The organism is Micromonospora lupini str. Lupac 08 (assembly GCF_000297395.2).
Classification (GTDB): domain Bacteria; phylum Actinomycetota; class Actinomycetes; order Mycobacteriales; family Micromonosporaceae; genus Micromonospora; species Micromonospora lupini.
In genome coordinates this window covers 6,539,838-6,560,333 of sequence record NZ_HF570108.1, presented here as the reverse complement: position 1 = coordinate 6,560,333, position 20,496 = coordinate 6,539,838, and the positions used below count along the sequence as shown (strand labels likewise).

Here is a 20,496-nt window from a genome sequence, read left to right as displayed (position 1 = left end):
TGCGAGCCCCGCAGTCGCGAACAGAGGCGATCCGATGACGCTTGGGCAGGTTCTGCTCGTCGCCGTGCTGGTGGTGCCGGCGCTGGGCGCGGTCGCGGTGGCGGCGACTCCCCGGGACCGGGCCGCGCGGATCGTCGGTACCGTCGCGGCGGCGCTGACCCTGCTGGCCGCCGTACCGCTGGTGTTCGGTGGGCGGGGATGGTTCGCCTGGTCGGCCGGTACGCCCGCGGTGCGCCCCTGGCACCAGGTGGACCTGCCCTGGGTGCCCGGTCTGGCCCTGCGCTTCCACCTCGGCGTCGATGGCATCTCCTGGCCGCTTGTGGTGCTGACCGCGCTGCTCACACTGCTCTGCTGCGCGTACACGGTGTGGCGGGTGCCCGGCGGCGGCAACGGTCGGGCGCTGGTGGCCCTGCTGCTGGTGGTCGAGGTGGGCATCCTCGGCACGTTCCTCGCCCTGGACCTGGTGCTGTTCTTCCTCTTCTTCGAGGTCGTCCTGCTGCCGATGTACGCGATCATCGCCGGCTGGGGTGGCGCGGACCGGCGGCGGGCGGCTCGCAAGTTCGCGCTCTACACCCTGTTCGGGTCGGTGCTGCTGCTTGTCGGCGTGTACGTCGTGGTCGCCGCGGCGGGCACCGCCGACGTGGTCGCGCTTACCGGTGGGGGCGGACTGTCCCGGGGCACCCAGTTGGCCGCTTTCACGCTGTTGGCGCTCGCGTTCGCGGTGAAGAGTCCCCTCTGGCCGCTGCACTCCTGGCTGCCCGACGCGCACACGCAGGCCCCGACCGTGGGCAGCGTCGTGCTGGCGGGCGTGCTGCTCAAGATGGGCACGTACGGCCTGATCCGGGTGGCGGTGGGGGTGGCCCCGGAGGGCGCCCGCTGGGCCGCGCCGGTGCTCGGCGTGCTGGCGGTCGCCGCGATCCTGGTCGGTTCGCTTGTCTGCCTGGCCCAGTCCGAGGTGAAGCGGCTCATCGCGTACTCAAGCGTGGGGCACATGGGCTTCGTGCTGCTGGGCGTCGCCACGCTCACCGCCACCGGCATCCAGGCGGCCCTGATCGGCAACGTCGCGCACGGCGTGATCACCGGTCTGCTGTTCTTCCTCGCCGGGGCCGTCAAGGACCGCACCGGCACGGGCACGCTCGCCGAGCTGTCCGGGCTGCGGGAGACCGCGCCCCGGCTGGCCGGTCTGCTGGCGTTCGGGGCGATCGCGTCGCTCGGCCTGCCGGGGCTCGCCGGCTTCTGGGGGGAGGCGTTCGCGGTGGTCGCGGCGATCCAGGTGGGCGGCCCGCTGTGGACCACTCTCGGGGTGCTGGCGGCGGTCGGTGGCGCGCTCACTGCCGCGTACTTCCTGCGGTTGTTGCGGCAGGTCACCCACGGCCGGCCGAGCCCCGCGGTGAGCCCGGTCGGCGCCGGTCTGGCCGGCGCGGAGCTGACCGCGTGGGCGCCGCTGGTGCTGCTCGCGCTGGCCATCGGGCTGGTCCCGGCGCTGGTCCTCGGCGTCGCCGAGGCGCCCGTCGACGCCCTCATCGGGGTGGTCTCCCGATGAACGCGGCGTCGCGGGTGGACGCGAACGAGGGCAGGCCCGAGATGAGCGCCGCGCAGAGCGTGGACGTGACCGAGGGCAGGGCCGCATGAGCGTCGTGCAGAGCGTGGACAGCATGGCGTTGCTGCCGGCGTACCTGGCGGCCGGCACCGCCGTACTCGTGCTGATTGTCGATCTTGTGCTGGCGCGGCCTCGGGCCACGGTCGCGGTGGCCGCGTTCGGCGCGCTCGGGACCGCCGTCGGCGCCGCGGTGGTCGGCGCGGGCGGCGAGCGACGCACGTTCTGCGTCGGCGCCGACTGCTCCTGGGTCTTCGGCGGGCGGGCGGCACTGGTCGCCGCGGTGGTGGCGCTGCTCACCCTGGGCGTGCTCGGACTGTCGGTGCCGGCACTGCGGGCCGGGCGGTCGCCGGTGGGGGAGTACGCCTTCCTGCTCGCCTGCTCGATGACCGGCGGTGTGGTGCTCGGCGCGGCCGGCGACCTGATCACCCTGATCGTGGCGTTGGAGACGCTGACCCTGCCGCTGTACGTGCTCGTCGGCCTGCGTCGGGGCAGCCTGGCCAGCGCCGAGGCGGCGGTGACGTTCTTCGTGACGAGCGTGGTGGCCACGACTGTCACCCTGCTCGGCGCCGCGCTGCTGTACGCGGTGACCGGTTCGCTGCACCTGGACCGGCTCGGCGCGCTGCTGGCCGAACGGCCGGAGCTGCGCGACCTGCCGCTGACCACCGCCGCCGTGGCGCTGCTGCTGCTCGGGCTGGCCTTCAAGGTGGCGGCCGTCCCGTTCCACGCCTGGGCGCCGGCCACCTACGACGGCGCTCCGCTGCCGGTGGCCGCGTACCTGTCGACGGCGTCGAAGCTGGGCGGCCTCGTCGCGTTGCTTGCCGTGGTGCAGCGGGCGCTGCCGGCGGACCAGACCGGCCCGGTGCTCGCCCTGCTGGCCGTGCTCACGATGACAGTCGGCAACCTGGTGGCGCTGCGCCAGCGGCGTACCGTCCGGCTGCTCGCCTGGTCCTCGGTGGCGCAGGCCGGTTACATCCTGGCCCCGCTTGGCGCGTTGGCGCTGGCCGCCGGCCGCACGGGCGAGGCGCGGTCCGCCGCGTACGCCGCCGCGGTGGCGTACGCCGTCTTCTTCGTGGTGCTTGAGCTGGCGGCGTTCGCCGGGGTGACCGCGCTGCGCCCGGTGGGTGCGGACGGCGGCACGCTCGACGACCTGCGCGGGGCGGCCCGCCGGCACCCGTGGCGGGGTGCGGCGCTCGGTCTCGCGCTCGTGGGTCTGGCCGGGCTGCCGCCGGGCCTGGCCGGCCTGTTCGCGAAGGTGACCGTGGTCCGGTCCCTGCTGGACGGCGGCGCGGCCTGGCTGGCGCTCGTGGTGGCGCTGAACGCGGTGATCGGGTTGGCGTACTACCTGCGGGTGACGGCCGCGCTGTGGGCGCCGACGACGGCACCGGGCGCCGCGGCTCCGGCCGTGCCGGTGAGGGGTGTGGTGGCGGCGGTGCTGGCGGTGGCCACGGTGGCCGCCGTGGTGCTGGGCTTCGCGCCACAGTTGGTGCTGGATCTCGCCGCCCGCTGACCTGCGACTCCAGTCTCAGTGAACTCTCAGCGTTGAGACGGATGGTTGACGGGTACCGGGTTGTTGAACCGGTCAGCGGATCCCGGCGATCCGTGCACCGAAGGAGAGATCGTGCACCACAACCGTCTGAAGACCGCCGCGCTGCTCGGTCTGCTCACCGCCCTGATCCTCGCGGTGGGCTACGGGTTCGGCGGCAGTGGCGGCTTGGTCATCGCCGTCCTCATCTCACTGGTCATGAACGGCATTTCCTACTTCTACTCCGACAAGCTCGCGTTGCGCTCGATGCGGGCGCAACCGGTCAGCGAGGCGCAGTTCCCCGAGCTGTACCGGATGGTGCGCGAGCTGGCGACCGAGGCCCGGCAGCCCATGCCCCGCCTGTACGTCAGCCCGACCGCCCAGCCCAACGCGTTCGCCACCGGGCGTAACCCGCAGCACGCGGCGGTCTGCGTGACCCAGGGCATCACCGAGATCCTGGACTACCGGGAGCTGCGGGGTGTGATCGGGCACGAGTTGTCCCACGTCTACAACCGGGACATCCTGATCTCCAGTGTGGCGGCCGGTCTGGCCGGCATCATCACCTTCCTGGCGAACATCGCCTGGTTCATCCCGCTGGGCGGTGGGGACGACGAGGATTCGCCGAACCCGGCCGTCCTGCTGCTGACCCTGATCCTCGGCCCGATCGCGGCCACCGTGATCCAGTTGGCGATCAGCCGCAGCCGCGAGTTCCAGGCGGACCAGTCGGGTGCCGAGCTGAGCCGCGACCCGCTGGCCCTGGCGAGCGCCCTGCGCAAGATCGACGCCGTGGCCCGGCGACGCCCGCTGCCCGCCCAGGGCACGCTCACCAGCACCGCCCACCTGATGATCGCCAACCCGTTCTCCGGTGGCGCGGTGGCCGCGCTCTTCTCCACCCACCCGAAGATGGAGGACCGGGTCGCCCGGCTGGAGCGGATGGCCGCGAACGCCGGACCTGTGCAGTTCCAGCGCTGACCGCAGGCACCTCCACCCGCGTCCTCCGGGCGCGGGTGGAGTCGCGTCCGGGGTGTCGTGCCAGGATCACTGCGGGCCCGACAGCCGGTCCGGGCGGGTCAGCAGCACGACGACGAGCAGGACGACGCCCGCGGTGAGGTACGACGCGGCGGGCGAGACCGCGGCCGCCACGGCACCCAGCAGGAAGATCCCACATCCCGAGGCGACGATGTTCGCCGCGACGATGGTCACCTCGACCTGCCCCATCCGTTCCGGAGGGGCCAGTCGGGCGAACGTGGCCTGGGCACCGATCAGCCAGCCGCCGCCCGCGCCGATCAACGCGTTGCCGACCGTCAGCGCCCACAGCGGCGCGTCGACCGCGACCAGGACCCCGACCAGCAGCAGCGCGCCGGCCAGCGCCGCCGCAACGATCACCTGGCCGGCCAGCCGACCCAGCCAGCGGGACCGGCCCACCACCAGGACGAAGACCGCGCCTCCCAACGCCGAGGCCGCCAGCACGGCGGGACGCCAGGCTCCGCGGGCGAGATCCGGGGCGAGGGTCTCCGGCAGCGCGCCGGACAGCACCGTGGCCAGGGTGAGCAGGGCGATGCCCCGCAGCACGGGGTGGCCGGCGATGATGCGTACGCCTGCGGTCGCCGGTGGGCGCGGCCCGCGCACCCGGTGTGGATGCTTCGGCAGCCCGGCCAGCACGACCGCGGCGACAAGGAACGACGCGAGGTCGACCAGGAGCGCCACCCGGGAGCCCAGGGCCACGGTCAGGCTGGCGCCCGCGAGCAGGCCGACCACCTGGCCCGCCTGGTTGGCGAAGGCGCTGAGGCCGAACAGCGGCAGCCGCAGCGGAGCGTCCACCGCCTCGGCGGCGACGGCCACGTTGACGCTCGCGTAAGCGGCCCGTACCGCCCCGAGCAGACCGGCCGCCACGATTGCCGGCACCGGCTGGGGGACCGCCGCGGGCACCGCGATCAGCGCGGCCCCGGCCACCGACAGCCAGACCAGGAGGGTACGGCGGGCCGGCACGTCCAGCCAGCCACTGAAGACGGTGGCGACCAGCAGGGCCGGCAGGGTGCGCGCGGCGTAGACCGCCGCCGGGCCGAGGACCGAGTCCGTCTGGTCGAAGGCGAGCAGCAGCAGAGCGGCCAGGCCCACGAAGTCACCCAGCTCCGAGATCCCCCGGGCGATGACCAGTCGGGCGGCGACCGGATGCCGGAACAGTGCCCGGTAGCCGGGGGGCGGCGTGAGCTGTTCGTCGGTGGTGGGCATCAGGTCGGCTGGTCCGCTTCCGTTACCCCGATCGGCTGATAGTTGGCGTTCTCCCGGACCCGGCGGGACTGTTCCCGACGGTAGCTGCTGCGGATCTCCGGGTCCTGGCGGCGGCGGCGCAGTGCCACGAAGTCCGACCAGACGTCCTCCGGCCACGCCGGCAGTCCCTCCCCGGTGGCAAGTTCGGCATGGCGGAAGGCCTCCAGCGTCGAACGGTGCACCGGTTGCAGGCACATGAGGGGGATGTTCCGGTAGAAGCGCACCACCTGCCCGACCTCGGTGAGCCGCAGGATGGTGGGCAGGAGGGAGGTGTACCAGTCGGTCTCCACCACGCCCTCGTAGAGCTGCAGGCCGCGCTGGACAGGCCAGTTCGGCACGCCACGGGCGATGAGGCACCAGCCCGGGGAGGTGCGGGCCACCACGCCGGTGACCAGTTCGATCATGTTGGCGGCGCGCGGGTCGGCATCGAGGAACGGGATTTTGCCCCCGTACCGCTGAAAGATGTCCAGGTCGTCGCGGAACTGCTCGGGCGCCGCCTCCAACTGGGCGGCCGCGTCCGGCAGCTTGCCGTCGTAACCGCCGGCGAGCGACCGCCAACCTGCCGGCTCGTTCTCCTCCAGCAGGGTCCACTCGGTGTCCTGCCCGTCCCAGCGGAGCGCGAAGTCGGCCGGCGGATAGACGTACCAGCCGAATCCCGAGCCGGCCGCGACCGGCGGACAGTGCTGCACGGCCCGGGCCGGCAGGGAACCGCGCAGGCTTGGCGAGGCGGCTTCACTGGGCTTGGCGTCGACGTACAGCGAATAGATTTCGACTCGCAGAGGTGTGCTGGTAGTCCCGGTCATGAGACCTCCTGCCTCGTCATGCGGTTCCGGCGCGCGCATGGACCCAATTCGATCAGCAACCTACCCCCTTGTGACAGGTCCGGTCAGTCCCGCCCGTGAGGCGCTGTGAGCGGGTCGACCATCCGCGACGTGAGCTCCGGAGTTAGGGTCGAAAGAGCTTCTACCCGTTACCTGTCCCCACCCGGAGGTGCACCTCGTGGCCGCACTGCGCCAGTACCTGGGTGTCTGGCGGATCCCCGGTGCGCCGATCCTGCTGGTCACCGGCATCATCGGGCGACTCGGAATCGGCATGACGCCACTGGCGCTGCTGCTGGTGGTCGAGCAGGTCACCGGCCGGTACGCGCTGGCCGCCGTCGCCGGTGGCATCTACGCCGTCGCCGGCGCCGCGCTCAGCCCGGTGGCCGGGCGGATCGCCGACCGGGTCGGCCCGAGCCCGGTGCTGCTGGTCACCGCCGTCGCCCACCCGTTGGCGCTCACCGGACTGCTGCTGGCCAGCCGCTCGGGCGACGACGGCCTCGCCGCCATCTATCTGACAGCCGGGATCGCCGGTGCGACGTACCCGCCGCTCACCGCCGCCATCCGCGGCGCCTGGAACGAGCTGACCAGCCCCGCCTCCGGCCGGTACGCCCTGCGCAACACCGCCCTGGCCGCGGAGACCTCGCTGTTCGAGATCGTGTTCGTGCTCGGCCCGCTGCTCGTGGCCGGTTTCGTGCTGGTGGCCGACGCGGCCGCCGCGCTGATCGGGGCAGCGGTGGTCACCCTGGTCGGCACCACCGCCGTCGCCCTCGGCCGGGTGATGCGCGGGTGGCGTCCACACCCGCGCGAACACCACGCCCGTGGGCTCGGCCCGCTGCGGGTCGGCGGCTTTCCGGCCCTGCTGGTCTGCGTGGCCGGGCTGGGCATCGCGTTCGGCGCCGCCGGTGTGATCGTTCCGGCGTACGCCGGCAACGCCACCACCGGCGACCCGGAGAGCCTGGCCGGGCTGCTGCTGGCGGTCTGGGGGATCGGCAGCGCGATCGGAGGGTTCTGGTTCGGCGTCCGCCGACCGGCACCGAACATGACGAGGCAGTTCGCCCTGCTGCTCGGCGCGCTTGCCGGCACCTTCGTCGTCTTCGCGGTGATGCCCACGCCACTGGCGCTGGGCGTCGCGCTCGTCGTCGGCGGGGCCACCATCGCGCCGGCGCTGACCCTGGAGAACACCCTGGTCGGCCGGATCGCCCCGGCCGGCATGCTGAACGAGGCGTACACCTGGGTCGTCACGGTCGCCGTGGCGGCGAGCGCCGCCGGTGGCGCGGTGGCCGGCCTGATCGTGGACCGGGCCGGCGGCGTGCCGTGGGCCTTCGTCTTCGCGGGGGCGGCCGTGGCCGTCGGGGCCGCGGTTGCCGCGCTGCCCGCCGGGCCCATCGCCAGGGCAGAAGCCTCAGCGGTACGCGCCGAAGAGCCCGTCCCGGTCTGACCTCCCGGCGTCGGGCCCCCCGGCGTCGGGCCTTCCGGCGTCGTCGGGCCGTCCGGCGTCGGGCCGTCCGGCGTCGTCGGGGCGGTTTCCAGGATGTCGGGGTGTCCCGCTGCCGAGGATGCCCCGACTTCCAGGAACCCGAGTCGATCTCCATGCGCGGCCGGCTGCCGGGCGCGAGACCTGGCGCGGTGACCTGGGGGCCACCAGACTGACGCGATGGCCAAGCTTCTCTACTCCGCGACCGCGTCGCTCGACGGGTACATCGCAGGCCCCGACGGCGACATGTCCTGGCTGACCGAACACCTCACGGGCGACAACCCGACCGCCGACCGCCTGCTGCCCAACATCGGCGCGATCCTGGCCGGCAACCGCACCTTCGGCGGCGACGACCCGAACCGCGGCACCGACAGCGAAGGCGCGTTCGGCGGCCAGTACCACGGGCCGGTGTTCGTCCTGACCCACCGCCCACCGGCCGAGCCACCAGCGGACGTCACCTTCGTCGGCGACCTGCACAGCGCCGTCGCACAGGCACGTGCGGCCGCCGGCGAGAAGTACGTGAACATCCTCGGCGCGGACGTCGCCAAGCAGTGCCTCCGGGCCGGGCTGCTCGACGAAATCCTGATCTTGTTCGCGCCGGTGCTGCTCGGGGACGGGGTGCCCATTTTCGACGACCCGGGCGGTGAGCGGGTGCGGTTGGTGCCGATCCCCGGCGAGACCGAGCACTGGTACAGCGTCGTCCGCTGACGAGCGGCGACTACCGGTAGTTCGTGAACTGGAGGGCGACGCCGAAGTCCTCGCCCTTGAGCAGGGAGATGACCGCCTGGAGGTCGTCCCGCTTCTTGCCGGTGACACGCAGCTGGTCACCCTGGATCTGCGCCTGAACGCCCTTGGGGCCCTCGTCGCGGATCTTCTTGCTGATGGCCTTGGCCTTGTCCGTCTCGATGCCCTGGATGACCTTGCAGTCAATCTTGAACACCTTGCCGGACGGGCGCGCCTCGCCGGCGTCCAGCGACTTCAGCGAGATGTTCCGCTTGACCAGCTTCTCCTTGAACACGTCCAGCGCGGCGCGGACGCGCTCCTCGGTCTCCGCCTGGAGGCCGATCGCCTCCTCGCCCGACCAGGAGATCTCCGCGCCCGTGCCGCGGAAGTCGAACCGCGTCGAGAGCTCCTTCTCGGCCTGCCGAAGGGCGTTGTCGACCTCCTGGCGGTCGACCTTGCTCACGATGTCGAAAGACGGGTTCGCTGGCATGCGTCTGCTCCTGCTGTCCGGCGGTCTGGGCGTGCCGTCGGCCGCCGACCAGCGGCACGACCCCCTGACCGTACCCGGTTGCGTCGGCCCTGGGGCGAGCCGCTATCCTTGCTTCCGCCGCCGCGTTGCGACGCGGTGGGGTGCCCTGGCGGGTTGCCCGAGCGGCCAATGGGAGCGGACTGTAAATCCGTCGCGAAAGCTACAGAGGTTCGAATCCTCTACCCGCCACCAGGTGCAGACACGGCCCCTGACCAGCAGAGATGCTGATCGGGGGCCGTTGTCGTTCGTCTGGCCAGGTCCGGCTGAGTTCAGCCGATGACGAGTGGTTGTGGGCAGATGGTGGGCAGGTCGATCTTGCCGCTGAGGGCTCTTCTGAGGCTGCGAATGCTCCCGCTCCGGGACACGCTTGGGCTGGCGTGGGTCGTGCCCGCGGCGACGCGCCTGAGGGGCTGCTGTTGGGCCTGTCGGGCTGCTGTGGGTAGGCCGGGGGCACGCCAGTCCCGGGGTTGGACTGGCGCGGCAATCGGAAGCCCTGGCCCTCGATCAGGTCGACCTGCCGGCTTCCGTGCCGCCTGGCCGGGTCGTGCTGCTTCTGGATCAGTGGGGTCCGGGGCGGCGGTCCGGCGGCAGTCGGTGGCTCTCCGCCCCGGCGTCGGAGGCGGCCGGGGCGGCTTGCCGCCCCGGCCGGCTCACCGCCTGCGCCGCGCGTAGCGCGGCGCCTTGGTGGTCCTTGAAGTGATAGGGAGCAGCTTGCGATGGCGAAGTCAGGAACGTCTTGGAAGAGGCCTGCATTTCTGGGTCTATTGGCCGTTTTCGCGGCCATCCGTGTGCCAGACGTACTGAGCGAGGGCACTTGGCGATCCTGGCAGTCGTCCCAGTTTTCGTCGTAACACTCTGGCTTTTCGGTAAGAGCGTGTTGGCTGCCGTGCGTCACCGGCGCAGCACACGTCCGCCGCAGCTACACGGGTCCGGGGGAACCCTGAACGACTAGGCTGTTCGACTTCGGTGACTGTTCGCCGTATGGGTCGGTGGGCGTGGGCCGATGGTGGGCGGCTGACCGGCCGCCGCCGGCCGAGGGTTGAGAACCCGCAGCTCAGAACCGCTGACCGAGGCAAGATCACGGACGCCCTGCAATCCGTCGCGAAAGCTGCAGAGGTTCGAATCCGTTACCCCCCACCAGGTGCAGACACGGCCCCTGACCAGCAGAGATGCTGATCAGGGGCCGCTGTCGTCTGGTCCGACCGAGTCCGGCTGCGTCCAGCCGCAGACGACTGGCGGGGAGCAGATGGTGGTGTGTCGCGTTGGCCTTGCCTCTGAAGGCCCGATCAGGTTGATCCGCCCTGCCGTTCGGGCGCGCGTACGGCTTCCGCCTCCGGAGTCGCTACCAAGTCTCGGTCGAAATGGTGCCACTCGTCGCCTTGTGTCGATGCGCTTAGAAGGTATGGTGGTCGATGTCTGGGTCCGCGTCGGTGCGCTCCAGATCGTCGCGACAGTCACGGAGAGCAACCAGCCGGGATCAGGTTGGCGGGTGCCGTACTGGCATGGGTGAATTGTGTTGAAGGTCGCATCAAGCGCCCTGTGCAGCGTTGATGTCGCAGGAAGGGGCCCTGATCTGGTCCGGCCCGTCGAGGTGTAGTGGGCCGAAGGGCGCAACCTCGTCAACGCTCGGACTGGTCCACCCCTCATCGCTTTTCTGCGTACCCACCGTGTGGCACGATCGTGGAACCTCCACCATCTCTGTGACACTTCCCCGACAGGAGCCAACATGTCTGGTCGAAGGCTGGGCCGGTCACTCGGCTCGCTCCTCGTGTTCGCCGCTGTCCTCGTAGGACTGATCGGCGCCGACGCCCTCGCGAGCGGGGGCAGCGCCCAGATGTCCGACGTCATCTGGGGTGCGGGTCTGGGCGATGTGCTGTGGGGCGTGGCCGACGCGCGGTAACTCGGGGTGTAGCCCGTGAGGGCAGCCTCGGCGGGCGGCGTCTTTCAGAGGGAGCGGTATGGCCGAGCGTGACCAACGGCGTAAGTCAACGGACCGCGCTTGGCTCATTACTGGCCCCATGGCGCTGTTCGCCATCCTCTCGTGCACCGCGATCAGTGTCATCTCGGACCGTCCCTACGGGGACTGGGGGCTGGCGTTCCTGATCTTCCTGGCGATGGCCGGGATCAGCATTCCGGTGCTGAACTTCGTCGTACGGCGGCAGTCCGTGGGCGTGACGCTCACGGAGATCCCACTCGTGGTGGCGCTGTTCTTCCTGCCGCCGTTGACTGTCGTTCTGATCTACACGCTCGCCTCGCTGGTCTACAGCGCCAGGCAGCGCTTCCCTCCGGCCAAGTTCTGGTTCAACGTCGCGCGGGCCGCGGCGGCCACGTCGCTGGCCGGCCTGCTTCTCCTGCGACTGCCCCCGCTGCACGACGTGGGCCCCGGGACGTGGATCAGTCTCTTCCTCGCGGTCAACGCCATCACCCTGTTCAGTCTCGTCTCGGTGGTCGGCGTACATGTCCTTCTGCAGGGCTGGCAGGCTGGCCGCGAGGCGCTGCGGACGACTCCGTCGGTGTTCCTCACCACCTCGATCAACGCCTCCGTCGGTCTCCTTGTGCTGATCGCGCTGCGCAAGACCTGGTGGTCGGCGCTGCTGTTGGCGGCCCTGTTCGCCGCGCTCGCCCTGGTCTACCGGTCGTACGCCCAGTTCTTCAGGCAGCACCGCACCCTGACCGGGATGTACGACCTGGCCCGGTTGATCACCACGAGCGGTGCCGACGCGGCGCTCGCCGACGTCCTGCTCGACCGCGTTCGTGCTCTCATGCAGGCGGAGTCCGCGACCCTGTGGCTTCCCCGTCAGGGGCGGCATCCGGAGGTGCTGTTGACGGCCCGGGTCGACATGCCGGGGCTGCTCGACGTCGCCCCGACGCCGCCGATCCTTCGTGAGCGGACGCGGGAGCTGGCGAAGACCCTGTCGATGGGGCGTCTGCTGGGTGACGAGGGGGAGCTGCGCCGCGAGGTCAGCGCCAGCGAGATCAAAGACGTGATCGTGGTGCCGCTGCGCTCCGGGCAGGCCGTGATCGGCACTCTGGAGGTGGCGAACCGCCTCAGCGACATCGGGCACTTCGCCCCCGGCGACATCCCCATCTTCGAGACGGTGGCAGCGCACGCGGCGGTGGCGCTGGAGAATTCCCGGCTGGTCGACCGCCTGCGGCACGACGCGTACCACGACACCCTGACGCGGCTGCCCAACCGGCGGCGCGTCACCGGGGCGCTGGACGAGTCGGTGAAGATCGGGGCGCCCGACGAGGTGGTGGCGTTGCTGCTCTTCGACGTCGACGGGCTGCGGCAGGTGAACGAGTCCCTCGGCCACGCAGCCGGGGACAAGGTCCTCGTCGAGGTGGCGAACCGGCTGCGGGCCAGCGCGCCGTCGTCGGCCCTGATCGGCCGCGTCGGCGGCGACGAGTTCCTGGTGACGCTGCGCCTGGAGAACGCCGACGCGGCGCTGGAGCTGGCCGGTCAACTGCGCGACCAGATCCGCGACGAGATGGTCTTCGACGCGCTCACCCTCGACGTGAACACCGCCGTCGGGGTCGCCGTACACCCGGATCACGGCAGCGATGCCGCGACCCTGCTGCTCCGGGTCGATCTGGCGGCGAACGCCGCCAAGTCGGTGCCGGGCAGCGTGCAGTTGTTCAATCCGGCTCTGGAGTCCCGGTCGCTGCGCCGGCTGGGCCTCGCCGGCGACCTGCGCCGCGCTCTGGACCAGGACGAGCTGGAGGTCTACTTCCAGCCCAAGGTGACCCTGCGGGACCGGCGTCTGGTCGGCGTCGAGTGTCTGGCCCGGTGGGAGCACCCGACGCACGGCACCGTCGCTCCCGAGGACTTCGTGGCGGTGGCCGCGCACACCGGCCAGTTGAGCCGGCTCACCGAGGTGGTCCTCCGCGAGGGCTTGCGGCGCAGCCGGGACTGGGCCCAGGCGGACCAGCCGCTGCCCATCGCCGTGAACCTCGCCGCCCGGACGCTCACCGACCAGCACTTCCCGGACCGGGTGCAGGAGCTGCTGACCGAGTACGGGGTGCCGGCGCAGCGCCTCACCCTGGAGATCACCGAGTCGGGGGTCCTGGACGGCACGGACCGGCCGATCCCGACGCTGCGCAGGCTCCGCGATCTCGGCGTCCGGCTGTCGGTGGACGACTTCGGCACCGGTGACTCGTCGCTCGCCCACCTGCGCCGGCTGCCGGTGCACGAGGTGAAGGTGGACCGGTCCTTCGTGCAGGGCATGGCGACCGATCCGGGGGACCTGGCGATCGTCAACGCGGTGGTGACGCTCTCTCAGCAGTTTGGTCTGGCCGTGGTCGCCGAGGGTGTGGAGAGCGAGCTGACCCTGGAGCTCCTCCAGGACATCGGGTGCGAGATCGGCCAGGGCTTCCTGTTCAGTCGACCGCTGCCGTACGAGCGGTTGGCGGCCTGGTTCGGCGCTCAGGTCGACCCCGAAACGATCTCCGGTGCGGAGCTTCCGCGCCTGCGTGTCGTGCCCTGAGCTGGGTGTAGACGATCACCGGGGATCCGATTTCACCTGTCGAGCCGGGCCGTGTACTCTTACTTCTGCGCGCCCCACGGGGAGATCGCGCAGGCCCCCTTAGCTCAGTCGGCAGAGCGTCTCCATGGTAAGGAGAAGGTCTACGGTTCGATTCCGTAAGGGGGCTCGAGGGTTCAGCTGGACCCACCGCGGCGGTGTAGCTCAGATGGCAGAGCAAGCGGCTCATAATCGCTGTGTCGCCGGTTCAAGTCCGGCCACCGCTACTCTCGTCTTCCGGGCTCGTTCCCGGTCGTCGTGGAGATGGGCGCCACTGGCGCCCACTTTGCATGTCCGCGCAGTCAGCGTCTAGGCTGACGCGTCGTAGTTGTTTCCGTTAGCGAGGAAGGCACTCCGCCGTGGCGAAGGCTACCGATGTCCGGCCGAAGATCACTTTGGCGTGTGTGGAGTGCAAGGAGCGCAACTACATCACGCGCAAGAACCGCCGGAACGACCCCGACCGCATCGAGCTGAAGAAGTTCTGCCCGCGCGACGGCCGGCACACGGTTCACCGCGAGACCCGCTGATCTCTGGCCGGCACACGCCGGCCATTGACGAGGCTTTCCAATCGCCGATCTGACCGGTACGCCGCGGCTCTGCCGCCGCCTGCCGAGCAGATCGGCGATTGTGCTTTCCGTGTAGGTTCGCGGCATGTCTCTGGACCCTTCCTTCGTCGGCCGGACGTATCCGCCGACCGCCCCCTACCAGGTGGGCCGAGAAAAGATCCGTGAGTTCGCCACGGCCATCGGCGCCACCGACGCGGCCCACCACGACCCGGTGGCGGCGCAGGCGCTGGGCCACCCGGACGTGGTCGCCCCGCCGACCTTTCCGGTGATCGTCACCATGGCGGCGAGCCGACAGATCATCGAGGACCCGGCCCTGGGTGTGGACTACAGCCGGCTGGTGCACGGTGACCAGCGGTTCGCGTACACCCGGCCGGTGGTCGCGGGCGACGAGCTGGTCTGCACGAACACCATCGAGGACGTCAGCAACCGGGGCGGGCACGGCTTCCTGACCACCCGCACCGACGTGAGCACCGTCGCCGGGGAACCGGTGGTCGCCGTCTGGGCCCGGTACGTCATTCGCGGGGAGGGCTGAGATGGAGCTGCCAGTCAAGACGTTCCGGGTGACCCGGGCGGACCTGGTCCGCTACGCCGGCGCCTCGGGTGACTTCAACCCGATCCACTGGAGCGACCGGGTCGCCACGAAGGTGGGGCTGCCCGGGGTGATCGCGCACGGCATGTTCACGATGGCCCTGGTCGGTCGGGCGGTCGCCGAGTGGGCCGGGGCGCCCGACGCGGTGGTCGAGTACGGCGTTCGCTTCACCCGGCCGGTGGTGGTCCCCGACGACGACCAGGGGACCGAGATCGAGGTCACCGCGAAGGTCCGTGAGGTGACCGAGGACGGGCTGACGCGGCTCGATGTGACCGCGACCTGTCTGGGCGAGAAGGTGGTCTCGCAGGCGCGGGCGACCATCCGCACCGCGAGCTGAAATGCCCCGGTGGTCGTCGGCGACGACACGCCGGACCGGGTCCGCCACGCGTGGCGGGGAGACCGGTTGGGAAAGTCGGGCGCCTACCCGTACACTGGTCCGCCGTGGGGCAAGTGACCCCTGCACGGTCGTCTGTGACCGCGTGGGGCGAGTGTTGCCGCACAGGGGTGTAGCTCAATTGGCAGAGCAGCGGTCTCCAAAACCGCAGGCTGCAGGTTCAAGTCCTGTCACCCCTGCGCCTCAGGCCTGACCGTTCCCGTGGGTCGCGCCGCCGACAAGGCGGCGTCCGGCCCGTGGTGGTGGCATCGGCGGGGTGGTTCCGAGGCATTCGGGGCCCCCGGTTGATCCACCGGCCGCGGCCCGTCGCGGGACGGTTTGGCCCGGCTGGCGTGACCAGCGCCGCGCACGCCACCCGGCGTGTGACCCGAGATTCCGCGACGGAGGGCGAAGTGGCCGACAACAAGCGGCGCGGCGAGGACGCCGGCGACGATCGTCTGGACGACGAGGTCGTCGACGACGTAGCCGACGACGACGCCACCAGCGCGGACGAGCCGGTCTCCCGGGGAGGCACCGCGACGCGGTCCCGCGCCCGGGCGGAATCGGCGGACAGCCGGCCGACCACGAGGTCGGAAACCGGTCGGGTGGGCGTGTTCGGCCGCATCGCCCGGTTTTTCCGCGAGGTCGTTGCCGAACTGCGTAAGGTCATCTGGCCGACCCGCAAGGAGTTGCTGACGTACACCGCCGTGGTGGTCACGTTCGTCGCGGTGATGCTGACGATCGTGGGCGTGCTGGACTACGGCTTCGCCAAGGTCGTGTTGTTCGTCTTCGGCAACTCGGACTGACCGGCTGTCTCCAGCCGATAGTGACGGAAGTGAGCGAGCGTGCCTGAGTACGACGAGACCGCCGGACCGGTGGACGAGCAGTCCACGGTCGCGACGGCGGCTGGTGACGAGTCGGTTGAGGCCGCCAGCGAGCCGGAGTTCCCCACCACCGAGCCTGCGCCGGACGAGGAGTACGACCCGGTCGCCGAGCTGCGGCAGAAGCTGCGCTACGCCCCGGGTGACTGGTACGTGGTGCACTCGTACGCCGGTTACGAGAACAAGGTGAAGACCAACCTCGAGACCCGGATCACGAGCCTCGACATGGAGGACTTCATCTACCAGGTCGAGGTGCCGACCCGGGAAGAGGTCGAGGTCAAGAACGGTAAGCGTTCCCAGATCCAGGCCAAGGTCTTCCCGGGCTACATCCTCGTCCGGATGGAGCTGACCGCCGAGTCCTACTCGTGTGTCCGCAACACCCCTGGTGTGACCGGCTTCGTGGGTGCGACCGACCGGGCCGACCGGCCCGCGCCGCTCTCCCTCGACGAGGTGCTGAAGTGGCTGGCGCCGGCCGTCGAGACCGAGCAGAAGAAGGCCAAGCCGGAGATCAGGGTCCTCGACTTCGAGGTCGGCGACTCGGTCACCGTCACCGACGGCGCGTTCGCGTCGCTGCCGGCCACGATCAGCGAGATCAACGCCGACCAGCAGAAGCTCAAGGTGCTGGTGTCGATCTTCGGCCGGGAGACCCCGGTGGAGCTCAACTTCAACCAGGTCGCCAAGATCTGACCGGTCGTCGGCGGCGGGCCCGGCCCGCCGCCGACGTCGGCGTACGCCCTCCCGCTCGACCTCGGCGGACGAGTGGGCTGCGGCCTGCGCTACTCTTGAACGTCGCCGCTGTCGCAACGCGCTGACCGTGCGCGTCCCGAGGGCGGCGACGGCCGCATTTTCCCAGCTCCAAGCCCCAGGAAGTGACATGCCTCCGAAGAAGAAGCTCGTCAAGACGTTCACGCTTCAGTTGCCGGCGGGCCAGGCCACGCCGGCGCCGCCGGTCGGCCCCGCGCTCGGCCAGCACGGCGTGAACATCATGGAGTTCTGCAAGTCCTACAACGCGCAGACCGAGTCCCAGCGGGGCGACATCGTCCCCGCCGAGATCAGCGTGTTCGAGGACCGGTCCTTCAGCTTCGTGCTGAAGACCCCGCCCGCCGCCCGGCTGCTGATCAAGGCCGCCGGTGTGCAGAAGGGTTCGGGCGTCCCGCAGGCCGAGAAGGTCGGCTCGGTGAGCCGCGCCCAGCTGCGTGAGATCGCCGAGAAGAAGATGGCCGACCTCAACGCCAACGACCTGGACCAGGCCGAGAAGATCATCGCCGGCACCGCCCGGTCGATGGGCATCACCGTCAGCGACTGACGTTCGGCCCTGCCGACGTTCCGACCGTGGGAGGGCCCGCGCCGAGCGGCCCGCCAGAGACCACAGGAGTAATAAGCAATGCAGCGCAGCAAGAGCTACCGCAAGGCCGCCGACGTCATCGACCGGTCGAAGCTCTACACCCCCTCCGAGGCCGTGAAGCTGGCCAAGGAGACCACCAACGTCAAGTTCGACGCCACGGTCGAGGTCGCCATGCGCCTCGGCGTCGACCCCCGCAAGGCGGACCAGATGGTCCGCGGCGTGGTCAACCTGCCGCACGGCACCGGTAAGACCGCCCGCGTGATCGTGTTCGCCAGTGGCGCGAAGGCCGAAGAGGCCGCCGCCGCGGGTGCGGACGAGGTGGGCACGGACGAGCTGGTCGCCCGCATCCAGGGTGGTTGGCTCGACTTCGACGCGGCGATCGCCACGCCGGACCAGATGGCCAAGATCGGCCGGATCGCGCGGATCCTGGGCCCGCGCGGTCTCATGCCGAACCCGAAGACCGGCACGGTGACCATGGACGTCACCAAGGCGGTGCAGGACATCAAGGGTGGCAAGATCACCTTCCGGGTGGACAAGCACTCCAACCTGCACCTGATCATCGGCAAGGCCTCCTTCACGGAGACCCAGCTGGTGGACAACTACGCGGCGGTGCTCGACGAGGTGCTGCGCGCCAAGCCGTCCGCGGCGAAGGGCAAGTACCTCCGCAAGGTCATCCTCACCACCACCATGGGCCCGGGCGTTCCGGTCGACCCGAACCTGGTGAAGAACCTCCGTGAGGACCAGACCGAGGCCTGAGCCGACAGCTCGCTCGTACCGGGGCGCCGCCACGATCGTGGCGGCGCCCCGGCGCGTCTGCGGTGTGGCAAGCTCGACCGCATGCGGCTGGAGAACGTCTGGTTGCGGTACCACAGGCGTGGTTCCTGGGTGCTGCGGGGCGTGGATGTGCAGATCGGTCCGGGTGAGGTCGCGGTCGTCCTGGGGCGCAACGGCGTGGGCAAGTCCACGCTGCTCCAGGTGGCCGCCGGGGTGCTGCGGCCGGGCCGGGGCCGCGTCGTCGACCGGCCGGCCCGGGTGGGCTGGGTGCCGGAGCGTTTCCCCGCCGACCAGCCCTTCACCGTCTCCCGCTACCTGACCGGCATGGCCCGCGTGGCCGGGTTGGGGCGATCGGCAGCCGACGAGGCGGTGACGACCTGGACGCAGCGGCTCGGCCTGGGCGCGTTCAGCTCGGTGCGGCTTCCGGAGTTGTCCAAGGGCACGGCGCAGAAGGTGGGTCTCGCCCAGGCCATGCTGCGACGACCCGGCCTGCTGGTGCTCGACGAGCCGTGGGAGGGTCTCGACGCCGCGACCCGCGACCTGGTTCCCGGGCTGATCGACGAGGTGCTGGCCGCCGGCGGCACGGTCCTGGTCAGCGACCACCGCGGGGAGACGGTCCGGCTGCCGGCCGCGCGCCGCTGGGCGGTGGCCGCCGGCTCGCTGACCGAGGAGACCGCGCCGACCGACGAGGCCGTCGCGGTGGTCGAGGTCGCGGTGCCGGCCGCGCGGGTCGCCAGCACCGTCGCCCGCTTGCGCGCCGAGGGCCACCAGATTCTTCGAGTACGCGCCGACGCCTCCACCACCGCGCCGCAGGCTCATCCCTCGGCCCCGTCGTCTCCGTCGGCCCTCGACCAGCCCGAGGGCGCGGACGCCGTCGAGCAGGCAGCGGGGGAGGCCCGATGAGCGCCCTGGTGCGGATGCGGCTGGCGGGTTTCCTGCGGACCGGTCGGGCGTTGGCGCCGTTGCTCGCGGGTCTCGTCGTGCTCGGCACGCTCTACGGCGGCGGCCGGGCCCAGCCGGCGGAGGCGTACGGCGTCTCGGCGGTGGTGCTCTTCCCGGTGCTCGCCTGGCAGACCAAGATCCTGTTGGACATCGAGCCGGACGTGCAGCGCCGGCTCGCCCAGGTGACGGTCGGGGTGGCCCGGGAGCGCCTGGCCGGGCTCCTGGCGGCCGTCGTGGCGGCACTTGTCGCGGTGGCGGTCGCGCTTGTCTTCCCGTGGTTGGTGGGCGGGGTCACCGGCCCGGTCGAGCCGGGGGACCGGTCGGTGCCGGTCGGCATCGCGCTGGGGCTGTGGGCGCACCTGCTCGCCGTACCCGCGGCGGTCGCCCTCGGCGCGCTGGCCAGCCGGGCGTCGGCGGGCGGTGCCGCGTACGGCGTGGCGGTGCTGGCCCTCGGCGGTGTCGGCGCGGTGGTGCTGGGCCTGAGCGGTTCGGTGGCCCCCTGGTTGGCGCCGCCGATCATGGCCACCGCCCGGACGACCGCGGGTGACGCCGCCGCGCTGACCCTGCTCGGGCTCACGCTCTGGGGGTTGGCGTGGAGCGCTGCGGCTGTCGGCGGCTACCTGTGGCGCAGGCGGGCCCAGGGTTGACTGTGACCCGGCTCACCGGGGGCGATTTGGCGCTGGTCACGCGGCCGCGTACTCTTCAACAGTCATCCGTGTTTCCATGGATGAGGAACCACCCAGAGACCGCTGGTCACCGTGCTCCGGCACGGTCGAAGGTCCCGCGACAACGGGCGACCCGCGTAGGGCGGCAAGCGTAACTCGGCAGTGAACATGGTCCGCCGACTGTGTTGATCCGCCGGCCCTCGCCCCGTGCGCCCTGCGCCGGGGTTTTTTCGTTGTCGTGTCGCCTCCGCCCCCGCTCCGGCTTCGGCCGTTTCGGGGACCAGCCTCGAGTAACGAGAGAGGAGGGACATGGCGGACAAGCCGATCCGGGCCGACAAGGCCACGGCCGTCGCTGAGCTGACCGAGAGCTTCCGCAACGCGGGCGCCACCGTGCTGACCGAGTACCGCGGTCTGACGGTTTCCCAGCTCACCCAGCTGCGGCGCTCGCTCGGCGCCGAGACCAGCTACACGGTCGCGAAGAACACGCTGGCGAAGCGTGCCGCGACGGACGCGGGCATCAACGGCCTCGACGAGCTGTTCACCGGTCCTACCGCGCTGACTTTCGTTTCGGGCGACGTCGTCGAGGCGGCGAAGGGGCTTCGCGACTTCGCGAAGGCCAACCCGAAGCTCGTCATCAAGGGCGGCGTCTTCGAGGGCCGGGCCATTTCCGCGGCCGAGGTCACGAAGCTCGCCGACCTGGAGTCCCGCGAGGTGCTGCTGGCCAAGCTGGCCGGCGCGATGAAGGGCAACCTGAGCAAGGCCGCGGCCCTGTTCCAGGCTCCGCTCTCCAAGGCCGCCCGCGCGGCGGCCGCCCTGGCGGACAAGAAGCGCGAGCAGGAGGGCGCCGAGGCGGCCTGAGGCCGCGCGGCGCACCCACGTTCTTTAACAACCTTTAGAAAGG

At 71.1% G+C, this 20,496-nt stretch carries 20 protein-coding genes and 4 tRNA genes; 21 read left to right on the top strand and 3 right to left on the bottom strand.

Annotated features, from left to right (window positions below; translation table 11 throughout):
- Positions 1-34: 34 nt before the first annotated feature.
- The 3 genes from MILUP08_RS31115 to htpX all read left to right on the top strand — a co-directional run bounded on the left by MILUP08_RS31115 (position 35) and on the right by htpX (position 4,094).
- Positions 35-1,543: a complex I subunit 4 family protein gene (locus tag MILUP08_RS31115; RefSeq protein ID WP_007465364.1), complete on the top strand. Its 1,509-nt coding sequence runs from the start codon at positions 35-37 to the stop codon at positions 1,541-1,543.
- Between the two features lie 85 nt (positions 1,544-1,628).
- Positions 1,629-3,107 (top strand): NADH-quinone oxidoreductase subunit N, encoded by a 1,479-nt coding sequence (locus tag MILUP08_RS31110; protein WP_007465362.1) that lies wholly within the window; start codon positions 1,629-1,631, stop codon positions 3,105-3,107.
- 111 nt (positions 3,108-3,218) lie between these two features.
- A complete protein-coding gene (gene htpX, locus MILUP08_RS31105) occupies positions 3,219-4,094 on the top strand; it encodes a zinc metalloprotease HtpX (protein ID WP_007465360.1) in 876 nt (291 codons plus the stop codon).
- A gap of 66 nt (positions 4,095-4,160) precedes the next feature.
- Here htpX and MILUP08_RS31100 read toward each other — a convergent pair whose 3' ends face one another.
- Positions 4,161-5,354 (bottom strand): MFS transporter, encoded by a 1,194-nt coding sequence (locus tag MILUP08_RS31100; RefSeq protein ID WP_007465358.1) that lies wholly within the window; start codon positions 5,352-5,354, stop codon positions 4,161-4,163.
- On the bottom strand, positions 5,354-6,196 hold the full coding sequence (locus tag MILUP08_RS31095) for a DUF6065 family protein (RefSeq protein WP_007465356.1): 843 nt from the start codon (positions 6,194-6,196) through the stop codon (positions 5,354-5,356). The genes MILUP08_RS31100 and MILUP08_RS31095 overlap by 1 nt, the downstream gene beginning before the upstream one ends.
- Before the next feature lie 196 nt (positions 6,197-6,392).
- Between MILUP08_RS31095 and MILUP08_RS31090 the strand changes: the two genes are divergently transcribed.
- Complete coding sequence (locus tag MILUP08_RS31090) at positions 6,393-7,652, top strand: MFS transporter (protein WP_007465355.1); 1,260 nt, start codon at positions 6,393-6,395, stop codon at positions 7,650-7,652.
- Positions 7,653-7,868: 216 nt separating this feature from the next.
- Positions 7,869-8,396, top strand: coding sequence for a dihydrofolate reductase family protein (locus tag MILUP08_RS31085; RefSeq protein ID WP_007465352.1), 528 nt, complete (start codon positions 7,869-7,871; stop codon positions 8,394-8,396).
- A 10-nt stretch (positions 8,397-8,406) separates the two neighbouring features.
- Here the strand turns inward: MILUP08_RS31085 and MILUP08_RS31080 are convergent, their stop codons facing one another.
- Positions 8,407-8,901: a YajQ family cyclic di-GMP-binding protein gene (locus MILUP08_RS31080; RefSeq protein WP_007465350.1), complete on the bottom strand. Its 495-nt coding sequence runs from the start codon at positions 8,899-8,901 to the stop codon at positions 8,407-8,409.
- Positions 8,902-9,048: 147 nt separating this feature from the next.
- Here MILUP08_RS31080 and MILUP08_RS31075 point away from each other — a divergent pair.
- From MILUP08_RS31075 to rplJ, 16 genes are all read left to right on the top strand, one after another.
- Positions 9,049-9,132 (top strand) — tRNA-Tyr (locus MILUP08_RS31075).
- Positions 9,133-10,666: 1,534 nt separating this feature from the next.
- Positions 10,667-10,840: a hypothetical protein gene (locus MILUP08_RS36185; RefSeq protein WP_007465343.1), complete on the top strand. Its 174-nt coding sequence runs from the start codon at positions 10,667-10,669 to the stop codon at positions 10,838-10,840.
- Between the two features lie 58 nt (positions 10,841-10,898).
- On the top strand, positions 10,899-13,424 hold the full coding sequence (locus MILUP08_RS31070; RefSeq protein WP_007465341.1) for a putative bifunctional diguanylate cyclase/phosphodiesterase: 2,526 nt from the start codon (positions 10,899-10,901) through the stop codon (positions 13,422-13,424).
- A gap of 93 nt (positions 13,425-13,517) precedes the next feature.
- Positions 13,518-13,590: transfer RNA gene (locus tag MILUP08_RS31065), tRNA-Thr, on the top strand.
- A gap of 24 nt (positions 13,591-13,614) precedes the next feature.
- Positions 13,615-13,687: transfer RNA gene (locus MILUP08_RS31060), tRNA-Met, on the top strand.
- Positions 13,688-13,819: 132 nt separating this feature from the next.
- Positions 13,820-13,987 carry a 50S ribosomal protein L33 gene (gene rpmG / locus MILUP08_RS31055; protein ID WP_007073056.1) on the top strand — a complete coding sequence of 56 codons (168 nt, stop codon included), beginning with the start codon at positions 13,820-13,822 and terminating at the stop codon, positions 13,985-13,987.
- A gap of 124 nt (positions 13,988-14,111) precedes the next feature.
- Positions 14,112-14,558: a MaoC family dehydratase N-terminal domain-containing protein gene (locus MILUP08_RS31050; RefSeq protein ID WP_007465337.1), complete on the top strand. Its 447-nt coding sequence runs from the start codon at positions 14,112-14,114 to the stop codon at positions 14,556-14,558.
- A 1-nt stretch (position 14,559) separates the two neighbouring features.
- Positions 14,560-14,952, top strand: a complete 393-nt coding sequence (locus MILUP08_RS31045) for a MaoC family dehydratase (protein ID WP_007465335.1) — start codon at positions 14,560-14,562, stop codon at positions 14,950-14,952.
- 163 nt (positions 14,953-15,115) lie between these two features.
- Positions 15,116-15,188: transfer RNA gene (locus tag MILUP08_RS31040), tRNA-Trp, on the top strand.
- A 213-nt stretch (positions 15,189-15,401) separates the two neighbouring features.
- Positions 15,402-15,794, top strand: coding sequence for a preprotein translocase subunit SecE (gene secE / locus MILUP08_RS31035; protein WP_007465334.1), 393 nt, complete (start codon positions 15,402-15,404; stop codon positions 15,792-15,794).
- 39 nt (positions 15,795-15,833) lie between these two features.
- On the top strand, positions 15,834-16,556 hold the full coding sequence (gene nusG, locus MILUP08_RS31030; protein ID WP_007465331.1) for a transcription termination/antitermination protein NusG: 723 nt from the start codon (positions 15,834-15,836) through the stop codon (positions 16,554-16,556).
- A gap of 187 nt (positions 16,557-16,743) precedes the next feature.
- Complete coding sequence (rplK, locus tag MILUP08_RS31025; RefSeq protein WP_007465329.1) at positions 16,744-17,175, top strand: 50S ribosomal protein L11; 432 nt, start codon at positions 16,744-16,746, stop codon at positions 17,173-17,175.
- 78 nt (positions 17,176-17,253) lie between these two features.
- Positions 17,254-17,970, top strand: a complete 717-nt coding sequence (gene rplA / locus MILUP08_RS31020) for a 50S ribosomal protein L1 (RefSeq protein ID WP_007465328.1) — start codon at positions 17,254-17,256, stop codon at positions 17,968-17,970.
- 81 nt (positions 17,971-18,051) lie between these two features.
- Positions 18,052-18,891 carry an ATP-binding cassette domain-containing protein gene (locus tag MILUP08_RS31015; RefSeq protein ID WP_007465327.1) on the top strand — a complete coding sequence of 280 codons (840 nt, stop codon included), beginning with the start codon at positions 18,052-18,054 and terminating at the stop codon, positions 18,889-18,891.
- Positions 18,888-19,577 (top strand): hypothetical protein, encoded by a 690-nt coding sequence (locus MILUP08_RS31010; RefSeq protein WP_007465326.1) that lies wholly within the window; start codon positions 18,888-18,890, stop codon positions 19,575-19,577. Before MILUP08_RS31015 ends, MILUP08_RS31010 begins: the two co-directional genes overlap by 4 nt.
- A gap of 327 nt (positions 19,578-19,904) precedes the next feature.
- The gene (rplJ, locus tag MILUP08_RS31005; protein ID WP_007465325.1) at positions 19,905-20,453 is read left to right on the top strand and encodes a 50S ribosomal protein L10; all 549 of its coding nucleotides are present in this window, start codon (positions 19,905-19,907) and stop codon (positions 20,451-20,453) included.
- Positions 20,454-20,496: the final 43 nt, after the last annotated feature.